At 49.0% G+C, this 23,631-nt stretch carries 22 protein-coding genes; 9 read left to right on the top strand and 13 right to left on the bottom strand.

Annotated elements, in window-relative coordinates; all coding sequences use genetic code 11:
• Positions 1–49 precede the first annotated feature (49 nt).
• The 3 genes from WIG73_RS08375 to WIG73_RS08385 all read right to left on the bottom strand — a co-directional run bounded on the left by WIG73_RS08375 (position 50) and on the right by WIG73_RS08385 (position 3,680).
• Positions 50–814 carry a polysaccharide deacetylase family protein gene (locus tag WIG73_RS08375; RefSeq protein ID WP_337400108.1) on the bottom strand — a complete coding sequence of 255 codons (765 nt, stop codon included), beginning with the start codon at positions 812–814 and terminating at the stop codon, positions 50–52.
• Positions 815–935: 121 nt separating this feature from the next.
• Positions 936–2,306 carry a TrpB-like pyridoxal phosphate-dependent enzyme gene (locus WIG73_RS08380; RefSeq protein WP_337400109.1) on the bottom strand — a complete coding sequence of 457 codons (1,371 nt, stop codon included), beginning with the start codon at positions 2,304–2,306 and terminating at the stop codon, positions 936–938.
• Between the two features lie 225 nt (positions 2,307–2,531).
• Positions 2,532–3,680 (bottom strand): copper amine oxidase N-terminal domain-containing protein, encoded by a 1,149-nt coding sequence (locus WIG73_RS08385; RefSeq protein WP_337400110.1) that lies wholly within the window; start codon positions 3,678–3,680, stop codon positions 2,532–2,534.
• A 154-nt stretch (positions 3,681–3,834) separates the two neighbouring features.
• Here WIG73_RS08385 and WIG73_RS08390 point away from each other — a divergent pair, with 154 nt between their 5' ends.
• Positions 3,835–4,701, top strand: coding sequence for an AraC family transcriptional regulator (locus tag WIG73_RS08390; protein WP_337400111.1), 867 nt, complete (start codon positions 3,835–3,837; stop codon positions 4,699–4,701).
• Between the two features lie 6 nt (positions 4,702–4,707).
• Here WIG73_RS08390 and WIG73_RS08395 read toward each other — a convergent pair whose 3' ends face one another.
• The gene (locus tag WIG73_RS08395; protein ID WP_177677259.1) at positions 4,708–5,856 is read right to left on the bottom strand and encodes an FAD-dependent oxidoreductase; all 1,149 of its coding nucleotides are present in this window, start codon (positions 5,854–5,856) and stop codon (positions 4,708–4,710) included.
• A gap of 135 nt (positions 5,857–5,991) precedes the next feature.
• On the opposite strand from WIG73_RS08395, the gene WIG73_RS08400 reads away from it, so the two are divergent.
• The 5 genes from WIG73_RS08400 (at position 5,992) to WIG73_RS08420 (ending at position 11,760) form a co-directional block, all read left to right on the top strand.
• Positions 5,992–7,944, top strand: a complete 1,953-nt coding sequence (locus WIG73_RS08400; protein WP_337400112.1) for a carbohydrate-binding domain-containing protein — start codon at positions 5,992–5,994, stop codon at positions 7,942–7,944.
• Between the two features lie 16 nt (positions 7,945–7,960).
• Positions 7,961–8,710, top strand: coding sequence for a polyphosphate polymerase domain-containing protein (locus WIG73_RS08405; protein WP_337400113.1), 750 nt, complete (start codon positions 7,961–7,963; stop codon positions 8,708–8,710).
• A gap of 82 nt (positions 8,711–8,792) precedes the next feature.
• Positions 8,793–9,479 (top strand): DUF4956 domain-containing protein, encoded by a 687-nt coding sequence (locus tag WIG73_RS08410; RefSeq protein WP_177677253.1) that lies wholly within the window; start codon positions 8,793–8,795, stop codon positions 9,477–9,479.
• 53 nt (positions 9,480–9,532) lie between these two features.
• Positions 9,533–10,207 carry a response regulator transcription factor gene (locus tag WIG73_RS08415; protein WP_177677251.1) on the top strand — a complete coding sequence of 225 codons (675 nt, stop codon included), beginning with the start codon at positions 9,533–9,535 and terminating at the stop codon, positions 10,205–10,207.
• A complete protein-coding gene (locus WIG73_RS08420; RefSeq protein ID WP_337400114.1) occupies positions 10,207–11,760 on the top strand; it encodes a HAMP domain-containing sensor histidine kinase in 1,554 nt (517 codons plus the stop codon). The genes WIG73_RS08415 and WIG73_RS08420 overlap by 1 nt, the downstream gene beginning before the upstream one ends.
• Positions 11,761–11,834: 74 nt before the next feature.
• On the opposite strand, the gene WIG73_RS08425 is transcribed toward WIG73_RS08420, so the two are convergent.
• Positions 11,835–12,080, bottom strand: a complete 246-nt coding sequence (locus tag WIG73_RS08425; RefSeq protein WP_337400115.1) for a DUF6809 family protein — start codon at positions 12,078–12,080, stop codon at positions 11,835–11,837.
• Positions 12,081–12,204: 124 nt separating this feature from the next.
• Here WIG73_RS08425 and WIG73_RS08430 point away from each other — a divergent pair, with 124 nt between their 5' ends.
• Positions 12,205–12,492, top strand: a complete 288-nt coding sequence (locus tag WIG73_RS08430; RefSeq protein ID WP_249311121.1) for a DUF6809 family protein — start codon at positions 12,205–12,207, stop codon at positions 12,490–12,492.
• Positions 12,493–12,539: 47 nt separating this feature from the next.
• On the opposite strand, the gene WIG73_RS08435 is transcribed toward WIG73_RS08430, so the two are convergent.
• The 4 genes from WIG73_RS08435 to WIG73_RS08450 form a co-directional block, all read right to left on the bottom strand.
• A complete protein-coding gene (locus WIG73_RS08435) occupies positions 12,540–13,910 on the bottom strand; it encodes a hypothetical protein (RefSeq protein WP_337400116.1) in 1,371 nt (456 codons plus the stop codon).
• A gap of 150 nt (positions 13,911–14,060) precedes the next feature.
• Positions 14,061–14,792, bottom strand: coding sequence for an amino acid ABC transporter ATP-binding protein (locus WIG73_RS08440; protein ID WP_249311123.1), 732 nt, complete (start codon positions 14,790–14,792; stop codon positions 14,061–14,063).
• Positions 14,776–15,471: an amino acid ABC transporter permease gene (locus WIG73_RS08445; RefSeq protein ID WP_177677565.1), complete on the bottom strand. Its 696-nt coding sequence runs from the start codon at positions 15,469–15,471 to the stop codon at positions 14,776–14,778. The genes WIG73_RS08440 and WIG73_RS08445 overlap by 17 nt, the downstream gene beginning before the upstream one ends.
• A 91-nt stretch (positions 15,472–15,562) precedes the next feature.
• Positions 15,563–16,366 carry a transporter substrate-binding domain-containing protein gene (locus WIG73_RS08450; protein ID WP_249311124.1) on the bottom strand — a complete coding sequence of 268 codons (804 nt, stop codon included), beginning with the start codon at positions 16,364–16,366 and terminating at the stop codon, positions 15,563–15,565.
• 228 nt (positions 16,367–16,594) lie between these two features.
• Between WIG73_RS08450 and WIG73_RS08455 the strand changes: the two genes are divergently transcribed.
• Together WIG73_RS08455 and WIG73_RS08460 are read left to right on the top strand one after the other, a co-directional pair.
• A complete protein-coding gene (locus tag WIG73_RS08455; RefSeq protein ID WP_249311125.1) occupies positions 16,595–17,524 on the top strand; it encodes a copper amine oxidase N-terminal domain-containing protein in 930 nt (309 codons plus the stop codon).
• A gap of 19 nt (positions 17,525–17,543) precedes the next feature.
• Complete coding sequence (locus WIG73_RS08460) at positions 17,544–18,098, top strand: hypothetical protein (RefSeq protein WP_337400117.1); 555 nt, start codon at positions 17,544–17,546, stop codon at positions 18,096–18,098.
• Positions 18,099–18,423: 325 nt separating this feature from the next.
• Here the strand turns inward: WIG73_RS08460 and WIG73_RS08465 are convergent, their stop codons facing one another.
• From WIG73_RS08465 to WIG73_RS08480, 4 genes are all read right to left on the bottom strand, one after another.
• Complete coding sequence (locus WIG73_RS08465; protein WP_337400118.1) at positions 18,424–19,989, bottom strand: RNA polymerase sigma factor; 1,566 nt, start codon at positions 19,987–19,989, stop codon at positions 18,424–18,426.
• Positions 19,990–20,328: 339 nt separating this feature from the next.
• On the bottom strand, positions 20,329–21,543 hold the full coding sequence (locus tag WIG73_RS08470) for a hypothetical protein (RefSeq protein ID WP_337400119.1): 1,215 nt from the start codon (positions 21,541–21,543) through the stop codon (positions 20,329–20,331).
• A 1-nt stretch (position 21,544) separates the two neighbouring features.
• A complete protein-coding gene (locus tag WIG73_RS08475) occupies positions 21,545–22,666 on the bottom strand; it encodes a DUF58 domain-containing protein (protein ID WP_337400120.1) in 1,122 nt (373 codons plus the stop codon).
• Entirely contained in the window at positions 22,663–23,607 is a 945-nt protein-coding gene (locus tag WIG73_RS08480; RefSeq protein ID WP_337400121.1) for a MoxR family ATPase, read from the bottom strand. The genes WIG73_RS08475 and WIG73_RS08480 overlap by 4 nt, the downstream gene beginning before the upstream one ends.
• Positions 23,608–23,631: the final 24 nt, after the last annotated feature.

Below are 23,631 nucleotides of genomic sequence, written 5' to 3' on the forward strand. Positions count from 1 at the left end.
GCGACAGATAAAAATAAGCGGGTGAACCGATACGGTTCGCCCGCTGTTTTCATTTGGCAAGCAGTTCGCCCAGCTCAAAATCCACACATCTGTTTATTCTGCCGTGGGGTGTGCCCGCGGTTAATGTCTGTTTGTCATCGCTGGTAAAGGTTGCGGAAAAGCCCGCAGCCCGCAGGGCCTTGTCGGCCTCTTTCGTCCAAATCCCGTTGGGATAAGACATGGTTTTCACTTTTTTCCCCGTAATTGCTTCAAGCCGGATTGCATTTTCCTGAAAATCTCCGGCAATTTGTTTTACATCTCCGCTGTCAAAAACGCTCCGAATTTCCTTTGCAGTTTTGTCGTGCAGGTGATGGGAGTGGCTCCCAATTTCCACCGCACCGGAAGCAGAAAGCGCCGCAAGGTGCTCCTGTTTTATATGGTCCTCTGTGCCAATTTTCGCAGTAACAATAAAAAATGTTGCCTTTGCACCATATTTTTCTAGCACGGGCAGGGCGCAAAAATAATCGCTTTCATATCCGTCGTCAAATGTCACAGCCACATAGTGGGCTTTGGGTAACTCCCCATTTAAAACCGCGTCTACTTCCGACGCAAAACAGAACGAATATCCGTTTTCCTTTAAAAACCTAATGTCTGCTTCAAACACGGCGGGCGGCACACAAAATGCGTTTTTGGCCTCCGCCGGGTCGTCTGAAAGTTTGTGGTACATCAACACCGTCAGGCTGGATTTTCCATAAGACTCCGCCGCAACGCCTGCGGCGGGCAGCGCAAACAGCGTCAGCACCAGTGTCAGCAAAAAAATTGCTTGTTTTTTCAAAGCATGTCCTCCCTAAACATAGCAAACTGCCGCCACGTTTAGTTTTGGGTTATTTGCGTATTTTATGCAAAACATAAAAACGCAAAAGCGGCAGGTAATTCCTGCCGCCTTTTCTAAAATTTTATAATTTTATGTCTGGAATCGTTGCAAAGCCTTGTGCCAAATCGTCGTCTGAGGGAATATAGTCGGACATTTCACCGTTATGATATTTTTCATAGGCCACCATATCGAAATAGCCCGTTCCGGTAAGGCCAAACACAATGGTTTTCTCCTCTCCGGTTTCCTTGCACTTCATCGCCTCGTCCACCGCTGCACAAATGGCGTGGGCGCTCTCTGGCGCAGGTAGAATTCCCTCTGTGCGCGCAAACTGCTCTGCCGCAGCAAACACCTGTGTTTGCTCTACCGAACGTGCCTCCATCAGCCTGTCGTCAAACAGCTGGGAGAGCACCGAGCTCATGCCGTGATAACGCAGGCCGCCTGCGTGGTTGGGCGCAGGAATAAACCCGTTGCCCAAAGTATACATTTTTGCCAAGGGGCAAACCATGCCCGTGTCGCAAAAGTCGTAAACATATTTTCCCCGTGTAAGGCTGGGGCACGATGCAGGCTCCACCGCAATGATACGGTAGTCCGCCTCACCTCTGAGTTTTTCCCCCATAAATGGCGCGATAAGGCCGCCTAAATTCGAGCCGCCGCCGGCACAGCCAATAATGATGTCGGGCTTTATGCCAAATTTATCCAGAGCGGTTTTCGTTTCCACACCGATAACTGATTGATGCAAAAGTACCTGATTTAACACGCTGCCTAAAACGTAGCGGTAACCCTCTGTGCCAACCGCAACCTCCACAGCCTCGGAAATGGCGCAGCCTAAGCTGCCCGTGGTGCCAGGGAACTCCTCAAGCATCTTCCTGCCAACATTGGTAGTATCAGAAGGCGACGGCGTAACCGAAGCGCCGTAGGTGCGCATTACCTCCCGGCGGAAGGGCTTCTGCTCATAAGACACCTTTACCATGAACACCTTGCAATCCAGCCCAAAATAGGAGCAGGCCATGGAAAGAGCCGTGCCCCACTGCCCTGCACCCGTTTCTGTTGTAACGCCTTTTAAGCCCTGTTTTTTCGCGTAATAGGCCTGGGCAATAGCGGAGTTTAACTTGTGGCTGCCGCTGGTGTTGTTGCCCTCAAACTTATAATAAATTTTTGCCGGGGTACCCAGCTTTTTTTCCAGGTTATACGCCCGCATTAACGGCGACGGGCGGAACATCTTATAATATTCCCTAATTTCTTCGGGAATTTCAATCTGCTGTGTTTCGTTGTCCAGCTCCTGCTGCACCAGCTCTTCACAGAAAACGCCGGACAGCTCCTGGGCCGTCATGGGTTTCAGCGTTCCCGGATTTAACAGCGGCGCGGGTTTATTTTTCATGTCCGCCCGGACGTTGTACCAATATTTTGGCATCTCACTTTCTTCCAAATAAATTTTGTAAGGGATTTTCTGCATGGTTCGTTCCTCCTAAAAAATATTTTGAAGAGCGTTGGTGAGAAATAAAAAACCTGCCTTTAAAATAAGTTTAAAGGCAGGATAAAATACATCATAAAAAACATATTCACTCTGCTCATCTCAGCTAAACTTATCTCAACTCAACTGCTTCCGCCTGCGCGGAACATTCTCTTCTATTAATTAAGATAGCACACTTTTCAAAAAATGTCAAGACTTTTTTTAAAGTTAGGCTCCTGTTTCCCAAAATTCTTGAATTGCAATTTCAAAGTTTTCCATTCTGTCTTCAATTTCCTTAATTACCTTGTGATCTTCCTTAGTTATTTCACAAAAATTCAATTTTTTATTTTGCTGTTCTTTCAATTCAGCAGTAAAATAATAACTTCCCGGAATAATACCAATGAACTTAACATCATTTTCCTGCATGGCGTGAAATGACTCTAAAAGCATAATTTTTGTTGCAACTTTATAATAATGCACACTAAAGCCAAAGGGTGATGTGTCTATCCCTTTTGTCCCTCTCCAAGCCGCGCTCTGATCATAGCGATAGTAATGTTCAAAATTCAGTCCCGCTGTTTGAATCAGGTTTAAAAATCCCCTTTCCACTTCCTCTGCAGTAGGGTATTCGTTATATACATATTCTGTGTCTGACGTCAATTGAATTTCAATAATCCGGTCTGTTAATAAATTGTTCCATACCTTCTCCGCAAACTCGCCGGCAGCAACAATAGAGGATTCAAGTGTCGTTTCAAGATATGCCGCTTCATTCCGCACGGCTTCCGGAAGAATATTGAGCTCATAGTCAGCCCTAATTTGGGGCACTTGATCCAGTAAGCGCAGCATATCCTCATTGCTTAAAGTTCCAAAGCTTAGGGTGTGTTTATCTTGTGGCGTAGTAATATAATCATCATTTTTAGAATCCGCCGGCAAAGGCTGCTTGGTTGGCAGTATTGTTACAATCTGCACCATGCGGCTTGCCTCGTTCCAGTCCACTTTTGCACCCATTCCTTCCGACACGGCGCGCACAGGAACCAGCGTTCGTCCGCCAATGAGTCGTGCAGGCGCGTCTAATGCAACGGCTTTGCTGTTTTTCATCAGTTCTGCGCTGTCAATAGTGATGGAAATTTTCACGTCGCCCTTCACCGCCAAAGCTGTACGGGTTGCTTCGTCCCAATCCACCTTTGCGCCCAGCGCCTCAAAAATCAAACGCATAGGTACCAGCGTTCTGTCGTTTTCAATTACAGGATCCACGTCGAATGCAAGCTCTGCACCGTCTACCATCACACGGATGGGCCTGTCCTCCGCCCCATACACCGGCACGGCAATCAGCACAAGAGCCATACACAAGCTAACAAAAAAAGCAACTGTTTTTTTCATTTTTCAATCCCCTAAAATGTTAATATTTTATATATTGTCATTATATATCGAAAAAAGTCAATTGTCAACCATTAACTTTAAATAAAAATGATAAAAGCAGTTGCAGCATAGCTTTGTTTTTTGGTATAATGAAAAAAGAAAGGGGTGCAATGTTATGGACCGCGCAGAATATCACCGTTCCTCCAGCAGGCTAAACCGAATTCTGATAGAAACCGATACCGTTTTGGGACACATTAAATCGGCCTGGTGCAGAATTGTGCGTGCGGAATTTGAGCCAATGGAGGTGCCCAGGCACCGCCACTCGCTGTTTGAACTGCACTTTTTTTTGACCGGCAGCGGCACAGCCACTGTAAATTGCGGCACGGCTGTTTCAAACGAAACCTACCCCATTGGCTCGGGCGAATTTTTATTGGTGCCGCCCATGGAAGACCACGCCTTTTTGGGAATTGCACCCAGCAGCACAAAATTTGTGATGGCCTTTTCTGCTGAAAACGATGGAGCATGTTTTGGCAGATGCAGGGTGTTATCCGGCACGCGGCAAATGGAAACTATTATTGAAATGATGCAAACAACCGCTCAGAAAAACGACCCCGGCGCAGACTACACCATTTGCGCCCTTGCCGGTGCGCTGATAACCGATGCTTTGCGCATTGCCTGCCCCGGCCTGTTTTCAGCACGCCCCCAGAAGTTTATTCAAGCCGAGAATTTGGCGGACTGTGTTGAACAGATTATTCGTGACAACATCGACCGTGGTATTACTGCAGAATTTGTTTCTAACCAACTGTTTTTAAGCCTAAAACAGTTAAACCGTCTGACTCTGGAACGCCGGGGAGCAAGTGTTTCCCAGCTCATCAGCAAAATCCGGCTTGAAAAGGTGAAACAGCTTTTAGCCGGCGGGAACGACACCATGGCGGAGATTGCGGAAAAAACCGGGTTTTCCAGCGAATACAGCCTGAGCCGCTTTTTTGTTCGGAGTCAGGGCATTTCTCCGGGCCGGTACCGCAGGGAAATCCGAAAATAACGCTGCTTAAAAATGCTTTGCCAAATAGGTTCCTAAATTTTGCCCCATGGTGAAAGTGTTGCCCGAAACGCGGTAGCTTGCATGGGCCAGATAGTCTCCGCTGATGCACCGTCCCGCCATATAAAGATTTTCAATGCCCTTTGCTTTCAGCGCCCGGAGGGGAATGTCATAGGGCTTCATTTTAACATCTGCGTTTTCATAGCCGCCCTTTGTGTGCACGTCCACATTAAAGGTAACGCGGCAAACGCTGTCTTCATGTTTGGCCCCGGTAATTAAATCGTCCACCGTTACGGTGTATTCGCCTTTTAATCTTCTTCCGTCCCGCACGCCAATATAGGTCGGCGTGGCGATAACGGAAATGTTCTTCCAAATGCCGCCTAAGGATTTCAGTGCGTTCACCGCCTGAAACACTTCGTGACGGCCCTCAATGGTGGCTTTGGTAAGTGTTTTACTGTCAATTCCGCTGCCATATTGGTGGTTCACGCCAAAGTTATAAACCCCTTCGCGGATGTAGGAAAGCGTGGGCATTAAATAGCTTGGCGTAAATCCTGCCCGCTTTAGCTCGGCAAGCATATTTTTTTTGCCTGCTTCAATGGGGAAACCAGGATAGTTGTTGGTGAAAAACTTAACTTCCTCCCGGTCTAACCCGGTGAGCAGGGCAAGATAGCTCATGGGCTGGCCCTCTTTTCCGTCTGCTCCAAATTCAAAACCGCACCCGGCAAAAAAGCCAACGTCGCCGTCGCCGGTTGCATCTACAAATATTTTCCCCCGGATTTCTAAAAATCCGTCCTTGTTTAAAACGCTCACAGCGGTAATTTTGCCGTTTTCTACGTCAGCGTCAAAAATTTTGGAGAAATAAAAAATGTCTACGCCTGCATCAACCAAACGGCGCTCTAAGTAATATTTCATTTGCTCCGTGTCGAACTTAAAGTTTTCCGTTTCCGGCTCAAACTGTGTTCCCACAGCGGCCCTTAAGGTTTCTACAAACCCTTTTTTGTCCTTTGCGTCCATCACGTAGCCCAGACAGTCGGAGGTGAGTATCCCCCCCAGCTCGCCAAACTGCTCAATCAATGCTACGTCTTTTCCGCCCTCCGCGGCAAACAGTGCCACAGCGGCGCCCGCGGAGCCTCCCCCGCACACTACGATGTCATACATAGTAAATCCCTCCTTTGGTTAGGCCCATTATATCAAAATTTATGGCCTTCTGCAAATTTTTTTTGAGTTTTAATGTTGATTTAATAAATGGCCGGTATGATAAGTAGTAACGAAACACAGAAAGGAAGGATGAACATGAAAAAAATTGCGATATCCACGGCGCTATGCCTGCTGATGCAAACCTGTTATCTGCTTTCGGCCTGCGCCTCTTATGAAGACAATTTAGGCACAATTGATTTAACGGCCATGACTGTGACAGGTGCGGGCATCGCCGTAACGGACAACACCATATCCATTACCGAAGGGGGCGACTTCACCGTAACAGGCGAAAATAACAACGCCATGATTTATGTAAACGCTCAGGACAAGGTAAAGCTCAGGCTCTCGGGCGTTTCGCTAAAAAATGAAAGCGGCCCGGCCATTTTCTTTGACAACGCGGAAAAATCGCTGATTACCGTAACGGAAAACACCGAAAACATTGTAGAAGACGGTTCGGACTACGGCGACACAGACGCCAAAGCAGCCATTTTTTCCAACGACGATTTGGAAATTAAGGGAAACGGCAGTCTCACCGTTGTGGGAAATTACAAACACGGCATTGCCTCGGACGACGACATCTCCATTGAAAACGGCGTGCTCAATATCACGGCAAACGTAACAGACGGAATTCACGTGAACAACACCTTTAAAATGAGCGGCGGCACGCTGAATATTTCTGCCGTAAGCGACGGAATTCAGGCGGAGGAGGACGTGGTGATTGACGGCGGCGTGATAAACATTACCAAAAGCGAGGAAGGCATTGAAAGCGGCACCACGCTCACCATTAACGGCGGTGAAATTCACATTGTGTCCACAGACGACGGGCTGAACTCCGGCGGCGGACTGGGTACAGGCGGATTTGGCGCAGGTGGGTTTGGCGGAATGGGCGGCCGCGGCCAGCGGCCGGACGGCGCGCAGTCAAACGAAACGCCCCCTGAACTTCCAAACGGTGAACAGCAAAATGGAACACCTCCTGAGGGAACACCGCCCGAGGGCGCTGTGCAAGACCGCAAAGCGATGACGCCTCCCGACGGAGGCAAGACTGCCGGAAGCGGCGCAGACACCTCAAATACCGAAGCCAATTCAAGTATTGAAGCCACAGACCGCAGCATTTATATTAACGGCGGCATGATTAAAATTGACGCGTCCGGCGACGGGGTGGATTCCAACGACTCCATCTATATGACCGGCGGCGAACTTTATGTTGATGGCCCCACCTCAGGCGGAGACAGTGCAATTGACACTGAGGGACGGTTTGAAGTGTCCGGCGGCACGGTTGTGGCCGTGGGCAGCAGCGGCATGGCAATGGGCGTTACCAGCGGTTCCGACCAGTGTGCATTTTTAGTAAATCTCTCCGAAACCGCCCAGGCAGGCTCTGTTGTGTCGCTTGTCGGACCGGACGGGAACACGGTTTTTGAATATACTGCAAAAAAAGCCTTTTCTTCTGTAGTGTATTCCTCTCATAAATTAAAAGAAAACGAAACCTACACGTTATACATCAACGGCGAGGAGAAGCAAACCGTTGAAATGACGCAGAAGCAGGTTACGCTGGGCAGCCGGGGTGCAGGCGGTTTCGGCGGCCCGAACGGCTCTGGCGGCGGACGTTTTCCCGGCGGGGCAAACGGTGCTGACGGAGCCGAAGGATTTGGCGGAAAAGACGGCGGTGTCCGTCCCCAAAACGGCTGGGGCGGAGCACAAAAGCCCATTCAGGTGGTATTAAACGGCGCGGCGCTCACCTTTGACGCATCACCCACCATTGAAAACGACACCACCTTAGTGCCTTTTCGCGGCATTTTTGAAGCGCTGGGTATGGAGGTAACCTGGGACGAAGCCACGCAAACCGTTTCAGCCTGGAAAGACGGCGTTACTCTAACGCTCACCATTGGCAACGCCGAGGCGGACAAAAACGGCGAAAAAATAGGTCTTTTGACCGCGCCGGTTCTCTCGAAAGAGGGCAGAACGCTGGTTCCCGTGCGGTTCATTGCAGAGAGCTTAGGCCTAACTGTCACATGGGACGAAGCAACCCGCACGGTGAACATAACCGCATAGAAAGGAGGAATGAATTATGGCAATTGAAGTATTTAATCGGTATGAACAAAAATATCTTTTAACCCGCGAAACCTTTTTAAAGGTAAACGAGGCGGTGAAACAGCACATGGAGCCGGATGCTCACAGTGTGGGGGACGTGTTCTACCCCATTTGCAACATTTATTACGACACAGAAGACTGCGCCCTAATCCGCGCCTCCGTTGCCAAGCCGGCCTATAAGGAAAAACTGCGTTTGCGTTCTTACGGCAGAGCGAAGCCCGACGATTTGGTCTATCTGGAAATTAAGAAGAAATACCGCGGTTTGGTAAACAAGCGGCGCACCGCAATTCCTCTTTCCTGTGCGGCGGAGTTTGTTCAAACCGGCGCCCTGCCCCAGGTTTTGCCCTGCATGAACCGGCAGGTAATGGGCGAGCTTTCTTACTTTGTGCGCACCCATACCCTTATGCCAAAGGCCTTTGTGGCCTACGACCGCATTGCCTATTTTGACAGGGAAACCCACGACCTGCGCATTTCGTTTGACCGCAACCTCCGCGCCAGGAGCGACAGGTTGTCGCTAACCTCCGCCGACACAGGCACGCCGATCATAAGATCCGACGTTTATGTGATGGAGGTGAAAACCAGGTTTGCCGCTCCCCTTTGGCTGACAGATTTGCTGGCAGACCAAGGACTATATAAACAGAGTTTTTCAAAATATGGCAGCTTTTATTTAGACGCGCTGACAGCGCCCGCGCCCGCCGTCCAGACGGATGCGAAAAAAACAGCTTAACGCTAATAGTTTACCAAACGCCCCAAATGCGGCCCGCCGTTGAGGTGCAAAAATACAAGCGGGCCGGAAAGGATTTTACACGATGAACGACTTTCTCACTTCACTTACCGCCGGTTCGGGCGAAACGCTGACGGCTGCAGCCGTGCTGCTTGCATTGTTGGTTTCCGGCCTGAGCGGTTTCATGATTGGCTTTACCTACTTGAAAACCAACGACAGCGAAAATGTTCAGCGCAACTTTGTGTTAACACTTTTTATGCTGCCTGTGATTATGAGCGTGATTATCCTGTTTGTGGGCAGTAACGTTGCCCGCGCGTTCAGCCTTGCGGGCACAGTTTCTATCATTCGCTTCCGCAGCGCCCCCGGCGACCCAAAAGACATTGGTTACATCTTCTTTTCCGTGGCGGCGGGTCTTGCCTGCGGTATTGGCTTTTATTTTTACGGCCTCGCCTTTGTGGTGATTTTGTGCATCATTATGGCTATTTTGGAAAAATCGAAGTTCGGACGGCCCCGGGCACGGGCACGTATGCTGAAAATCACCATTCCGGAGGATTTAAACTACACCGGCGCCTTTGCAGACGTGTTTGAAGCCTATACCAAACGTATTAGCCTAAACGCCGTAAAAACGGCGGACTTAGGGTCTGTGTTCGTGCTGACATATCACATTGTTATGGCGGAAGGAGCAGACGAAAAGGAACTGATTGACCAGCTTCGGTGCAGGAACGGGAACTTAACCATTTCTATTTCCGAAATTCCCGCCATTGCAAAATAGGTTGAAAAAACCATCTGCACATGATAAAATAAAGAAAAAAGGAGGCGGGGCAAATGCGCATTTTGGTTGCAGAGGACGAGCGCGACTTAAACCGGATTATCACCAAGCGTTTAGAAAAGGCGGGCTACAGCGTTGACAGCTGTTTCGACGGTGAGGAGGCTCTGGACTTTTTAGACGCCGGCGAGTATGACGGCGTAATTTTAGATATTATGATGCCCCGGCGGGACGGGCTTTCGGTGGTGGCGGCCATGCGGGAGAGAAAAGACCATACTCCCGTGCTGTTTTTAACCGCCCGCGACACGGTAGAAGACAAAGTTACCGGCTTAGACGCCGGTGCGGAGGACTATTTGGTAAAGCCCTTTGCTTTCGATGAGCTACTGGCCCGCATTCGGGTGATGACCCGCAAACGCGCAGGTCATAGTACCAATGTGCTTACAGCCGCCGACTTGACGCTTGATGCCGGCCGCCACACCGTTACCCGGGGCGGAAAATCCATTGACCTTTCCGCAAAGGAGTTTGCCATTTTAGAATATATGCTGATGAACAAGGGGCTTGTGCTGTCCCGGGAAAAAATTGAAAACCACATTTGGAATTTTGACTATGCAGGCGGTTCAAATGTGATTGACGTGTATATCCGCTATCTGCGGAAAAAGATTGACGACGGCGAACAAACAAAGCTGATTCATACCATTCGCGGCAAGGGGTATGTGCTGAAGGAGGAATTTTAATGCGCGGCATGAAAGGGCGGCTTTCCATAAAGGCCCGGGTAACGGCTTGGTTTGCCGTGATTATGTTCTGCATTGCCACAGCGGTGTTTTATGTGATGATTGTGCACCGCACGTCTCAGGTGAAGGCTGACGCGAAACACAGCTTAGAAGCTTCTGTGGCAGGCTTTGCAGATATGGCGGCACGCACCGGGGGCGATTTTTCCGAGTTCGACGGCCAGCGCCTGTCGCAGGACAGGGCCACGCTGTCACAGGACGAAACTAAGCCGTCGCAAGATGGGACAGCTCCGCCACAGAATGAGGACGCGCCAGCCCAGGAACCCCCGGACAACCCCGGCGGCCCGTCCCGAGGCAACAGCAGTTCTCCCCAGGGCGGCCCAGACGACGGCAGGTTCACAGGCGGCAAAAAGCCCCGCACCTATGCCGGCGGCGTGCACATGGCAGTGTTTTCAGAAGACGGCGAAACCCTGCTGGGGCAAATTCCATTTGAGTTTGACGAAATTGACTTTCAAAACGGCGAGTTAAGAGCCGTCACCTCCAACTCTGAACGGTATTTCATGTTAGACCGCAAGGTTGCAACAGACAGCGGCGATGTGTGGGTGAAAGGTGTTATCAACATTTCCGGCGCTTTAAATGCCGTAAACTCCACCGTGGCGGCGGACTATGCGTTAATTATCGTGTTAATTCTCATCGCGGCGGCAGGCGGATATTTCATTGTAGGAAAGGCTTTGGCGCCCATTGCCAAAATGCGCAGAACCGCCCAGGAGATTGCCGACAGCAGCGACCTTTCCCGCCGCATTCAGCTTGGCGACGGCAAAGATGAGGTTTATCGCCTGGCTGCGGTGTTCGACGAGATGTTAGGCAAAATTGAACACTCCTTTGAGGCGGAAAAACAGTTTACGCAGGACGCGTCCCACGAGCTTCGCACCCCCGTTGCGGTGATTTTGTCCGAGTGCGAATTTGCCTTAGACTGCGCCAAAACCGACGGCGAGTTCCGGGACTCTTTAAGCGTTGTAAAGCGTCAGGGTGACAAGATGGCCAAGCTCATTTCCGAGCTGCTGACCATTTCCCGCATGGACAAAAGCAATGTTGCACCCAGCCTGGAAGAGACCGACCTTTCAGAGCTTTTAGAAATTGTGTGCGACGAGCAAAAGGAGCTTTGCCAAACAGGAACAGCCTTTTCTTTAAACATTGAGCCAAACATTGTGGCAATGGCTGACAGCGGGCTGATTGCCCGGCTGTTTATTAACCTCATTTCCAACGCCTGCCAGTATGGAGCGGAAAACGGCACGGTGGCCGTGTCGCTGAAAAAGGACGGCGCAAACGCGGTGTTTTCCGTAACCGACGACGGCATGGGCATTGCGGAGGAGGACATTCCAAAAATATGGGAGCGGTTTTATCAGGTGAACAAGTCCCGCACCAACGAAAACGGCAGCATGGGGCTGGGACTTTCCATGGTGAAGCAAATTGCCCGTCTGCACCGCGGCCGCGTGTGGGTAACAAGCACTTTAGGCCAGGGAAGCACCTTTACGTTTACCATGCCTCTGGGGTTGTAGCAGACTTATTTCTTTAAATCATAAACCGGCGTTACCAAAAGGTAGCGCCGGTTTTGTTATTTACCGTAATAACCCTATTTTTTATTCATATATACTTCAGCCATTAACTGTGCCCCGGCGCAAAAGCCCTGATGAAAGGCATTTTCAACCTCCACCCAGTTTGCTGCATTCATATCATTAAAAATGCTTTCAAACTTTTCTAATTCATCTTTTGTAAAATTATTCTCTTTTTCACAAACATTCTGTAGTAATGACCAATACTTTGAGCCTTTCGAAATAAAATTTGGTGTGCCTAAAAATAAGTCGCGCAGGTCGTTCAAAATTAATGTCATATTTTTTATATAATAAAAATTTTTATATTTATAGCAGTTATAATTCTATTTCGGAATTATGATATCTCAAAAATAATATATAATGGCTTTATAGTGATAGGAGGTGATAAGAATGGAATCGGTTTTACACAGAATTTATATTGGTAGCTTAGGTCCCGTAAAATATTATGAGCCTAGGAGCGTAGAATTTTGGAAACAGAACGAACAGGTAAACGCCATTTTGGAAAAATGGGCAGCAAAGCTGGGAAATGAAGACCAGCTGGACATTTTTGACGAAATGCTTACGGTTTATATTCATATGTCCGATCTGGAACGGGAAGAAATGTTTCAACGCGGCTTTAACCTCGCCGCGAAGCTGATGAGTGAGGTTTTCTTTGAAAACACCCACGAAGCTAAATAAATTCAAACAAAAAAAGGAAGGCCGCCCTCAGGCGGCCTTTTTTCCGTTTACATTGCGCAGGTCACGGTGGGGTTCGAGTTATAGCCCGAGCCGGTGAGTTGTGTCATGTGTTTTAAATATCCGTTTTCATACCGTTTTTTCATATAATCCGAGTCCACAGCGTCAACGTCGCCCCAAATGCGTACCTTTGTTTCGCCGGGATAATAGCAAATGAGCTGTTCACCGGGATAGCCGAAGAGCTTTGTCAGGTTCATTTTGGTTCCGCCCGGGCGGCACAGCACCTTGCCGTCTGTGTCATACAGCACGCCTTCGGCAAAGAATTCATGAAATCCGTCACCGTTTAAGTCCACCGGCACGCACTTATGCAGGGGAATGGGAAAATCATATGTAACGGGCTCGCCCGTCAGCGCGTCGAACAGATAGGTTTCCGACGGAATGTGCATGGCAATGGGCTCAATTTTCACAGCCAGGGCAATTTTGCGGTAGTCGGGCTTTGTGGTCATCACCCAGCCAATGTGCATGTGGTTGGTGTTGTAACCCGTCACTTCGCTCTGCACGGCGCGCCAAACCACGTTTCCCTGCGCGTCGTAGGTCACAACGCGCCAGCAGCCTACAAAGTCCTTATCTTCACGGCAGGTGTAAATATACATGTTGCCGTCAGGCGCCCGGAACGGAAGAACCGTGTCGCTGTGACCGCGGAATTTCCCGTCGGTGCACACCACAACGTCGTGACCGTCGTCAATGGAGATGAGGCGTTCGCCCCAGAACACTTCGTCAACGCCGTCTTCATTAAAGTCGAACACGGAAATAGCGTGGGAAGACCTGGGCCCCGGCTCGTCTGCACCGATTACCCGTTCCCACCGAAGCGACATGTCGGAGTTGTAGGCCTGCAAAAACATGTCCCCATAGGTTCCCTGGGCGGTGATTAACACCGGCTGGCCGTTGGCATAGCCCGCCGTCATGTTCTGGCGGTAGGCGTGGGTTAAGGGTTCCATTACCGTGTTTTTCACCGGGAATGGCCACGTGCCCATGGTGGAGCCGTCCCGGGGGTCAATTTTTTCCAAAACGGTGCTCAACACGCTGAAGGGGCGCTTGTCGTCTGTGTTGTGCACAAAATAAATCTCGTCCATTCCGTCGTTGTCCAAGTCAAAGGCCAAAAACGGCGAAAACCACGTGCCGGGAATAACGCCAATGCCAAATTCCCGCCGCCAAATACGCTGGCCCTGTTCGCCGTAGAGCGCCAAGTTCATGCGGCCTGTGGGAAAGTGCAGCGACTCCTCCCAGGGGTCAATGTTGTCCGACTCGGAATATCCGAACAAAATATATTCCGGCTCGTCCTTCGAAATGTGCAGCTGAACAGACTTCACCTGTCCCAGCTTCATTCCCAAATCAAACTCTTTTAATATTTTCACGTTCATATTAAAAAGCCTCCAAATATAAATTTCAAGCTTATTTTATCGCAAAGCGAACCAAACCGCAACACATATTTTGCAAAACGCCCCACTTTTTTATGATGATTGTTGCAAAACAAAAAGGCCTTTGCACAAAGCGGTGCAAAAGCCTTATCATTATAAAATACAGTTTAAAAACGCCTGGGTGCGCTCGTTTTTCGGATTTTTAAAAATCTCCTCCGGCGTGCCTTCTTCCATAATTACGCCTTCGTCCATAAAAATCACCCGGTCGGCCACGTCCCGCGCGAAGCCCATTTCATGGGTCACCACTGCCATTGTCATGCCGCCTTTGGCCAGCTCTTTCATCACAGCCAGCACCTCGCCTACCATCTCGGGGTCTAAGGCCGAGGTGGGCTCGTCAAACAGCATAATGTCGGGTTTCATGGCCAGTGCGCGGGCAATTGCCACACGCTGCTGCTGACCGCCGGAAAGCTGGTGGGGATAAACGTGAGCCTTATCTGCCAGGCCAACCCGGGCCAACAGCTCTTTGGCGTTCTCTTCAGCCGTTTTTTTGTCCATCTTTTTTAAATCCACCGGGGCCAGCATCACGTTTTTTAACACCGTGAGATGGGAAAACAGGTTAAAGCTCTGAAACACCATGCCAATGTTCTGCCGCACGCGGTTAATGTTGGTCTTTTTGTCGCAGATTTCAAATCCGTCCACCACAATACTGCCGGAGGTGGCCGTTTCCAGCTGGTTTAAGCAGCGCAAAAAGGTAGACTTGCCCGAGCCGGACGGCCCGATAATGCAAACCACCTCACCCTCGGCAATTTGTAAATCAATGCCGCGGAGCACCTCTAACTTCCCAAAGGATTTATGCAAATTCGTTACGTTAACTTTTATGTTCATAATTCACTTTTTTCTCCAAATATTTTGACACCAGCATTAAAATGGAAATTACCACAAGGTAATAAACCGCCACCAGAATATATGTAGCGAAAAACTGGTAAGACTTGCCCACATACACCTTTGCCCGGTTCACAATATCTGCCAGGCCGATAACCGACAGGATGGAGGTGTCTTTAATGGTGATGATAAACTGGTTCACCAAAGACGGCAGCGTAATTTTAAAGGCCTGGGGCAGCACAATTTTCGTCATGGTGCGCCAGTGGGAAAGGCCCAAGCTTCTGGCCGCCTCCACCTGTCCGCGGCTCACGGCGTTAATTCCGCTTCTAAAAATTTCGGAAAGGTATGCCCCGGCGTTTAAAGACAGGGTGATAACCCCTGCCAGAAACGGTGAGATGCGCACCGTATCCGTAATTTGCATGGCTGTCAGCATCAGCTGAATGAGCTGGGGAACGCCGAAATATACGATAAACGCCTGCACAATCATTGGCGTTCCGCGGACAATCCAGACATATGCGCCCGAAAGGCCGCGCAGCACGCGGAACTTTGAAATGGCAAAAAAACAGGTGATCAGCCCGATGATAATACCAATTATAATAGACAGTAGCGAAATTGCCACCGTCATTTTAATGCCTTCTAATAAAAGAGGCGTCGCTTCCTGAATTGTTCTTAAAAAGTCCATAAATCTTCTCTCTGATTTCTAAAATATTGCCGGCCGGATAAAAGCGCGCCTTTAAAGAAAACGCGCTTTTATCCCCGGCGCACAGCGTCTGTTAAGACTGATAGCCGTATTTTTCTAAAATTTTGTCATATTCGCCGTTTGCCTTAATGTTGGCAAGGCCCTTGTTAAACATTTCAATCAGCTCGGGATTTGTTCCCTTTTTCACCGCAAAGCCATAGTCGCCGGGATTGAGCACCTCGCCCACGGTTTTCAGGTCTAAGTTTTCTGAGTCGATGGTATATTGAATTACCATGCGGTCTTCAAAGCAGGCATCGTCCGTGCCGTTCTTTAGGGCTGTGTACATGGTGGGCGAATCTTCATAATACACCAGTTTTAAGTCATATTCATCCTTTTTGCTCTCGGCATAGGCCGCGCCCTGGGTGCTGGTTTTTACGGCAATCTGCTTGCCCTTTAAGTCTGACAAATCTTTTGCATCGCTGTCCTTTTTCACGACCAGAATCTGACCGTCTTCAAAATAGGGTTCGGAAAAATCAAAGGTTTCCCGGCGTGCGTCGGTAATAGTCATGCCGGCAATCATTGCGTCGGCCTGGCCTGCCTGCACCGCGCCCATAGAGGCGTCGAACCCCTCGTTTTTCACTTCATATTGAAAGCCCTGGTCTTTGGCAACCGCCGCCAAAATGTCCATGTCAATGCCCACATAGGTGTTTGTGGACTGGTCTAAGAACTCATAAGGCGGGAACGCGTTGTCCGAATAAATTACATAAGTTTTGTTGCTGGCTGCGCCGCCCGGCGCAGAGGATGCAGAAGTACCTGAATCAGAATTTCCGCAGGCAACAAGGCTTAACGCCATCACAGCCGCCGCGGCCACGCATAAAAATTTTTTCAATTTCATCATACCGCTTCTTCTCCTTTATTTTTAAATTATTTGTATAGGCTTTTATTTTACCACATTTTCACAAAAATTACAAGCCCAATCCGCAATTTTCTGTGAAAAAAATAAAGCGGCGGCTTAAAAAAAACCTGCAAATCCGCGGCAAACTTGACAAATTCAGCATCGGGTGGTATAATCATTACAAAATTGTTAAATTTAAACTTGAATAGAAAAAAAAGGAGTATGTTTTATATGAAAAAAATAATCAGTATGCTGGCGTGCTGCGTCATGCTGCTGGCGTGCACGCAGGCGCTGGCGGCAGAACCCATCACCGTGGTTTTAGACTGCGCGCCGGTGGAATTTACCCAGGAGCCGGTAATTCTAAACGACAGAACGCTGGTTCCCGTCCGTGCCATTTTCGAAGCTATGGGCGCTTCCGTGGACTGGAACGGCGAAACCCAGACGGTGACCTCCGTGCTGGGCGACACCACCGTGGTGATGGTGGTGAACAACAAGGTAATGACGGTGAACGGCGCGTTTAAAACGTTAGACGCCGCGCCCCAGCTGGTAGAGGGCAGCACCATGGTGCCCACCCGGGCCGTAGCTGAAAGCTTTGGCTGCACCGTGGAATGGAACGCGCAGGACCGCAGTGTAAACATTTTCTCTCAGGCATTTTTGGCAAAAACAGCTGCGGCAGAGAGCTTCAGTTCCGTAAAGAAGCTGACCCAAAGCGGAAAAACCGCGGTTTCGGCCTTTAACATTCCCTATTTTGAGGGGTATGACGTGAAGACCGACGCGCCCGACGGCACGGATTTTGAAATCAGCACCACCACAGACGCGGGCCACGCCTCGCTCTCGGTGCGTTCTGACCTTTACACCGGCGAGGACGCGCGCTTAACCGACGAGTATGTAAAAAGCGTGGCAGACGGCATTGTCACCGTGGTTTCCGGCACTTTGCGCTCCTACGGTGTTGTGCTTTTAGGCGGCATTGAGTTTATGAAAATTGAATATACCGCGCCGCGCACCGTGTTTGGCATTACCGACCACGAGCCGGACATTACGGTTTACATGGGCCGGAAAAACGGCGTCGTTTACACCGTGACCTATTCAATCTACGGCGAAGTTGGCAGAACGGCAATCGGCGACTTTAACTACATGTTAAACGCGCTTTTAATCGCCTGATAAAAAAGGAGGGAACCCCATGAAAAAGAAGCTGTGTTTGTTTTTGGCCTGCTTGGTAAGCGTTTGTCTGCTCTCTGGCTGCGGCGGGCTGGTGTTTTTAAAGGGAGCAGACGGCCCCACTGCTGCAAAAAGTACTGAAGAACCGAAGAACGGTCGGCGTTTTGCCCGGGACTATTTAAACCAGACCAAGTCGGAAATTGAGGCCGCCCTGGGCGAAAAAGACCAGGAGACCTATTACGGCGGGGCGACGGTTTTTAAACTGAAAAACGCTGACATGTGGTTTTGGTTTGGCGGCGACGAACAGCAGTTTGAAGACGTTCCTCAGGACGCAAAATGCGTTTTCGTCCTTGCTACCCTGCGCGACGCGGCGGATTTTGACGACAGCGTTGTGACAAAAGATGTGCTGTCTGCAAAGCTGGGGTTTAACTTTTCTGAGCCGGAATTAGACGAGCACGACGGCGTGTATGAATACACCGCCCAAAAGGACGGAGTGCAGTGTACCGTTTCCTGCGCGGAAGACGGCACCGCGCTGGCCCATGATGACTATGTGATTTATAAACTGATAAACGAATAAAAATAAAAGGCCGCCCATTTGCTATCGCCTGATCAGGAAGTAAAAAATCTTTTTATACTAGTCTTCCGACTGAGCGAAAGCTTAACGGCTTGCTGACATTAATGGACAGGCGGAAAGTATGTTTTCTCGGCTGGTAAATGAAATGGTCAAATGGCAGGCGTAACGGAACGGTTAAAGTCCATGAATACAATGGCGTGAGCAGGTAAAATGAATGCCGTCCGTAGTACAACGATTTAGAGCATCAATGTGGACTTAATCTTCACATAATAATTGATGCCCGCAGACTTGTTTTAGTCTGCGGGCATTACTGTTCGTAGTATTGTTATTATTTCAGAATAATATATGTAGTAGGAAGAGTTGTATTCCCGCTATAGGGAAGCAGATATTTATGTTCAACTAAATTGGTTACCGGAGCTGATATAGCATCCTCAAATAATCTAAGATATGCCATATCTTTTGCATACTTTTTAAGGTGAACTGGTATGTGATTTGTTAGTATTTCTTTAACCGTATCCATTAAAAGCTCCGTTTCATCAGAGATTTGAGTTGCTGTGTCTAATAAAATTTCTTTGAGCTTTTGATGTTGTTCTTTAGTGAATACGGGTACATTTACAGTCAGTTTGTTTTCATTTTGAAGCACAAAGCCTTTCCTAACCATGTCTGCAGCAGTAGCTAAATCATTTTCACTAAATTGAACAGTATTGCCTTTTGCAATATCCAAAAACACATTGGTTACATTCTGTCTGTTAAAACAATACTGATGCACCATCTCCCCGTTGATTGGAAAGTCCATAAATTGCACATAATCGCCGCTGTTGTTCTCAACATGTGCAATACCGAACCTGAATTGTAAATTCCAATCGCTTGTTCCGCACTTTTCTTCGCCCCAAACAAAACATTCTGTGCCGAACTTATCTTTGGGATACACCACCTTAATTTTATTTTGCAGAATTTCAATAACTGCACGATAAAGAATAAAACTCACCATTTGCCAATTAAATGAATTCTTATTCATATCTGAACCGATAAAACCAATATTTCTGATTTCAGTTTCATTTTTCTCGATTGATTCAATGATAAGTTCAGCTACTCGTTCTTTTAAGTCAGCGGTTTTTGTCATTACCTCGTTCGCAAAATCTTGTGTAAAGATAATAATATTTGTATAGTATCTGTTTCCAACTTTTTTTAAGAGCTCGTATTCATACAACTCGCTGAGTTTATCTTCTATATAAGGGAGGGGGACTCCAATTTCCAAACTAATTTGCTCAGCAGTAATTTTGTCGTTATAACAGGCAAACAAGATGTTTTGAGAAATTTTGCTATCACACAAATGATAATACCGGTTTGCGCCATTGCCCCAAAACAGGAGTGATAAACCTTTCGGGTTGTAACTCTGTTGTCCGTAATTTCTTTCCATAACCATACCTCCTTTCAAAATTTGTCGTGACTTGAATAGTAGATATTTAGCCATACTTTCGCTAATGGAGAGTATGCAGGATATTTCCGAACAAGATTTATTCTCGATATAATACAGAATAATAGCTCTACGATATTTTTCTGCAAGAAGTGTCAATTCACGGCGTAATATATAAACCTCTGAAGAATCATCTTCAGGTATCAAATCTTCAAGTTGCAAGTTGTCATTCAACTCACACATTTTTATTTTTGCTTTATTCTTACACCACTGTTTATAAACATTTCTGGCAACCGCCCACATAAACCCATAAAAAGCGTCTGTGTTTTTTATATTATCAGCTGATTTATAAATTTCCAATATAATATCTTGGGCTAAATCTTCTGCTTCAAAATGGTTCGATGTACGAGCAGTGCAATATGAAAAAAGCGACATTGCTGTTTCCGTTATTCGAGAATCAAGTTCGTGCTTATCCACGCTAACACCTCCTTTTGTTTTATCCTCACCGGCGATTTCACCAATATAGTGTCTGAAAAGGCGATATGGTTAAGGTTTGGAGGAAAATAATTTTATTTTTTAAAATGCCGCACACATAAAGGTGTCAGCTTTTTCGTCACCTAAAATTAGACGATAATGAATGATATGCAGTTTGTGATAATGATAGCATTGGATTTTGATACCAAAATTCAAACAGGCAGGGCTACCGCTTTGTAGCATAAAAAGAAACGGTGCAACCCCTTTTGAGGTTGCACTGTAACTTACATAGGAATTACTTCCTTCATGAGATTTACCCATTTTGGGACGGCCTTGTTCATTTTATTTTCCTTTCACCAAAGCTTTCAGCCGTTCGGTGTCTTCTTTTCCGCAGGCCTCTTTGCCGTAGCGCGCCTTTTCATAAATTGCCTGCACGTCGCCGCCGCCTGCCTTTTCGCTGATTTCACCGGGGGTTGCCGACTGCGCCACCCCTTCCGGCAGAGCAGACTGAACAAACCGCCGGTAAAGCTTTCTTATTTTCACGTTCTCCGCCGGGCCGGAGATTGCTGCTTTTTTCTGCGCCTTTGCGCCCCGGCGCACGAATGCGCGCTCCACCTTGTCCGGCACAATGCGCTCGGTTACGTCTTTATCCGTCTCTTTCGCACCGGCAAACAGGGCCTTCACCCTGCCATAAACGAACACCGCCAGAGCAATTGCACCAATTATAATCGCCGCATAAACCAAAATAAACACAATGTTGTCTAAAATGTCCCAAATGGGCGAAATCTCGCCGCTCTTTTCAAAAATGCCGGCATTAAACACGCCGCCCAAATCAATCTGCTCCGCCTGCTGAATTTCAGAGGGCTTTCCCACATCTATTTTTCCCAAAACCATTCTAATTAGAAACAAAATGCCGTTTTGCACAGCCGTCACGGCGCTCATCAACACCGTTTTCGGCACAACCGCCATCACCGCCGCAGTCACCGCGGCAAAAACGAACAAAACCGCCCCCGCCTGAGAGCGGATTTTTACAAACGGCACGTTGGAAAGCTCCTTGTTGTCCTCTAAAAATGAGTCGGTGCGCAAAAGCCCCGTCTGCAAAAAATAGAGGGACAAAAAGCAAACCACGCCGTAAAAGCAAATGGTGGTGAACTGCTTCATGCCATAGGCAGCACCCACAATGTAGAGCACACACAAAAACACAGCCAGCGCCCAGTGCACCGCATATTCCTCCGGGCCGCTTTTTTTCAGGCGGCAGTAGAACGAGTCTGCCAGCAAAAACACCAGCCCTGCGGCAAACCCAAACGTGAACCCTGCGGGAATGACGAAAAACGCCACCGCCGCCACGCCGATATGGGCGGCGCAAAACACCAGTGGGTTATAAAAAAGCCGCCGGAAGATATAAAACAACACCGCGGTGCAAAGCACAAGCCCAGCGGTCACAGCCGCAGCGGCGCCGTCCATCGGCCTGCCCAGGCACAAAAACGCCGAAATAACATAACACAGCGATGCCCGCGAAAACAGGCTTGCCAAGTCGAACATCAAATCCCGTTTCATTTTAATAGTGCACCTCCCACCGCGTTACGTTCGCTTCGCGGATTTCCGGCAGCGCCCCTGCGTCTGGCCGCACAACAAAAATGATATGCAGGCCGCCAGGCCGGGCAAGCTGCTCATAAAAGGCGGTCTTAGCCGTTCCTTTTGCACCGGTGATTAAAACCGTTTCTTGTTTTTCGCCTACGTTGTCTAAAAGGCGCTGTGCCGTCTTCTGAAACGGCGCGCAGCCCTTTTCCAAATCAATGCGGGCCAGCGTCTCTTTCATGGCCGTTAAATGCCCCGGGCCGCAGCCGCTTTTCATGTTTGCCGAAGCCTGTGTGACAATGTCACGCCCGTTGGAGGCAAGCGAAACCTCTTCCCCCTTTTGCACAAACAGGGAGGCAAGGGTGGCCGCAATGCGGATTTCTTCCTCCCGCACCCCATTGTCCGCCCAGTCGGAGTCCGGCTCTAAATCAAGGGCCAGCCGCACCTCCCCGGCGCGGGTGCTTGCGTGAACGTTCACCTTCAAATCTCCTGTTTTGGCGGTGGCTTTCCAGTTAATATCCCGCATGGGGTCAAACGGTGCATAGTCGCGGATGCCGCGGAACGCAAAGGGATCTGGCTGCTGCGCCTTCGCCTCTCTCTGACCCATAATTTTTGAAAAAACAGGCAGTAGCCGCGCCACGTCCGCCCGGGCGGGATAAACAGAAAATTCAGCACACTGCCCTCCGTTTGGGCGCACGTCTGTGAATTTGGCGGACATTAAAAGGTCAGACGACGTGAGGCTTACGCTGTCAACGGTGTAAAACCCCCGCTTTTCGCACAAAAACTCGTGGGTTCTGATAATGCGCATATAGGGCATGACGGAAAATATATCATTTTTATAAACCTTGTCCGACCGGGTTACATTTTCGCCGCCGGTGAGCGAAAGCCCCCGGGCAAAAGAAAACTTCACCCTAAGCACGGGCACCGGAAAGGCCTTTTTATTTTCAATCACTTCGCTGAGGGCGCTGTTCTCGCCTTCAACGGCAAAAGGCGTCACAAACGAAACTGTGACGCCGAGATTTTTCTTCCAAATGCGTTTATAAATGTACCTTTGAATGTAGAATAACAGCAGGGCGCAGGCCGCAGACAGTATCATTTTCATGCCACGCCCCACTCCTCCGTGGGCACGGGCACGGCCTCCAGCACATCGCCAATGATATGCTCCGCCGATGTGTCGGCTGTTACAATCAGCCTGTGACACAGACATGCCGGGGCCAATTCCTTCACGTCGTCCGGCGTTACAAACTCCCGTCCCCGGCACAGCGCATAGCCCCGCACACAGCCAAGCAACCCCAATACCGCTCGGGGGCTGATGCCGGTGCACAAGCTTGTGAGCCGGCGGGTGCGGGCCGAAAGCTCTGCAATATAATCTAAAACAGCCGGGTGCACAAACACCTGCTTTGCCGCGGCCTGAATTTCTACCAGTTCCGAAACGGAAACCACCGGCTCCAGTCCGTCTAACGGCGAGGCCGACATAAACCGTTCCATAATGGCAAGCTCCTCCTCTTTTGAGGGATAGCCCAGGCTGAGTTTCATCAAAAAACGGTCAAGCTGGGCCTCGGGCAGGGGAAATGTGCCTGCCGTTTCCACCGGATTTTGGGTGGCAATAACGAAAAACGGCTCCTCCAGCCGGCGCACAACCCCATCGGTAGTAACCTGCCGTTCCTCCATGCACTCTAACAGGCCGGACTGTGTCCGCGGCGTAGCGCGGTTAATTTCGTCCGCCAGCAAAATGTTGCAAAACACCGGACCGGGGGAAAACACAAATTCTTCGGTTTTCCGGTTATAAATGCTTAAGCCCGTCACGTCGGAGGGCAAAAGATCCGGGGTGAACTGAATTCGTGAGAACGCCGCCCCAAAGGATTTTGCCAAAGACTTTGCCAGCACAGTTTTGCCCGCTCCCGGCACGTCCTCTAAGAGCACGTGCCCGCCGGCACACAGGGCTGAGAGGATCTTTAAAATTACGTCCTCTTTTCCCACCACAACCTTAGAAATATTGTCCGCAGCGCTTTTTATGCGCTCCTGCGCCGATTTTAAATCCATTGTCACACAACTCTTTTCTAATTA

Origin of the sequence: Congzhengia sp. (genome assembly GCF_037235575.1) — a bacterium.
Lineage (GTDB): Bacteria > Bacillota > Clostridia > UBA1381 > UBA9506 > Congzhengia > Congzhengia minquanensis.

Bases quoted from the DNA above. Each gene is read 5' to 3' on its own strand.
- WIG73_RS08380 (WP_337400109.1), bottom strand. From the start codon at position 2,306: ATGCAGAAAATCCCTTACAAAATTTATTTGGAAGAAAGTGAGATGCCA.
- WIG73_RS08385 (WP_337400110.1), bottom strand. From the start codon at position 3,680: ATGAAAAAAACAGTTGCTTTTTTTGTTAGCTTGTGTATGGCTCTTGTG.
- WIG73_RS08390 (WP_337400111.1), top strand. From the start codon at position 3,835: ATGGACCGCGCAGAATATCACCGTTCCTCCAGCAGGCTAAACCGAATT.
- WIG73_RS08395 (WP_177677259.1), bottom strand. From the start codon at position 5,856: ATGTATGACATCGTAGTGTGCGGGGGAGGCTCCGCGGGCGCCGCTGTG.
- WIG73_RS08400 (WP_337400112.1), top strand. From the start codon at position 5,992: ATGAAAAAAATTGCGATATCCACGGCGCTATGCCTGCTGATGCAAACC.
- WIG73_RS08405 (WP_337400113.1), top strand. From the start codon at position 7,961: ATGGCAATTGAAGTATTTAATCGGTATGAACAAAAATATCTTTTAACC.
- WIG73_RS08410 (WP_177677253.1), top strand. From the start codon at position 8,793: ATGAACGACTTTCTCACTTCACTTACCGCCGGTTCGGGCGAAACGCTG.
- WIG73_RS08415 (WP_177677251.1), top strand. From the start codon at position 9,533: ATGCGCATTTTGGTTGCAGAGGACGAGCGCGACTTAAACCGGATTATC.
- WIG73_RS08420 (WP_337400114.1), top strand. From the start codon at position 10,207: ATGCGCGGCATGAAAGGGCGGCTTTCCATAAAGGCCCGGGTAACGGCT.
- WIG73_RS08430 (WP_249311121.1), top strand. From the start codon at position 12,205: ATGGAATCGGTTTTACACAGAATTTATATTGGTAGCTTAGGTCCCGTA.
- WIG73_RS08435 (WP_337400116.1), bottom strand. From the start codon at position 13,910: ATGAACGTGAAAATATTAAAAGAGTTTGATTTGGGAATGAAGCTGGGA.
- WIG73_RS08440 (WP_249311123.1), bottom strand. From the start codon at position 14,792: ATGAACATAAAAGTTAACGTAACGAATTTGCATAAATCCTTTGGGAAG.
- WIG73_RS08445 (WP_177677565.1), bottom strand. From the start codon at position 15,471: ATGGACTTTTTAAGAACAATTCAGGAAGCGACGCCTCTTTTATTAGAA.
- WIG73_RS08450 (WP_249311124.1), bottom strand. From the start codon at position 16,366: ATGATGAAATTGAAAAAATTTTTATGCGTGGCCGCGGCGGCTGTGATG.
- WIG73_RS08455 (WP_249311125.1), top strand. From the start codon at position 16,595: ATGAAAAAAATAATCAGTATGCTGGCGTGCTGCGTCATGCTGCTGGCG.
- WIG73_RS08460 (WP_337400117.1), top strand. From the start codon at position 17,544: ATGAAAAAGAAGCTGTGTTTGTTTTTGGCCTGCTTGGTAAGCGTTTGT.
- WIG73_RS08470 (WP_337400119.1), bottom strand. From the start codon at position 21,543: ATGAAACGGGATTTGATGTTCGACTTGGCAAGCCTGTTTTCGCGGGCA.
- WIG73_RS08475 (WP_337400120.1), bottom strand. From the start codon at position 22,666: ATGAAAATGATACTGTCTGCGGCCTGCGCCCTGCTGTTATTCTACATT.
- WIG73_RS08480 (WP_337400121.1), bottom strand. From the start codon at position 23,607: ATGGATTTAAAATCGGCGCAGGAGCGCATAAAAAGCGCTGCGGACAAT.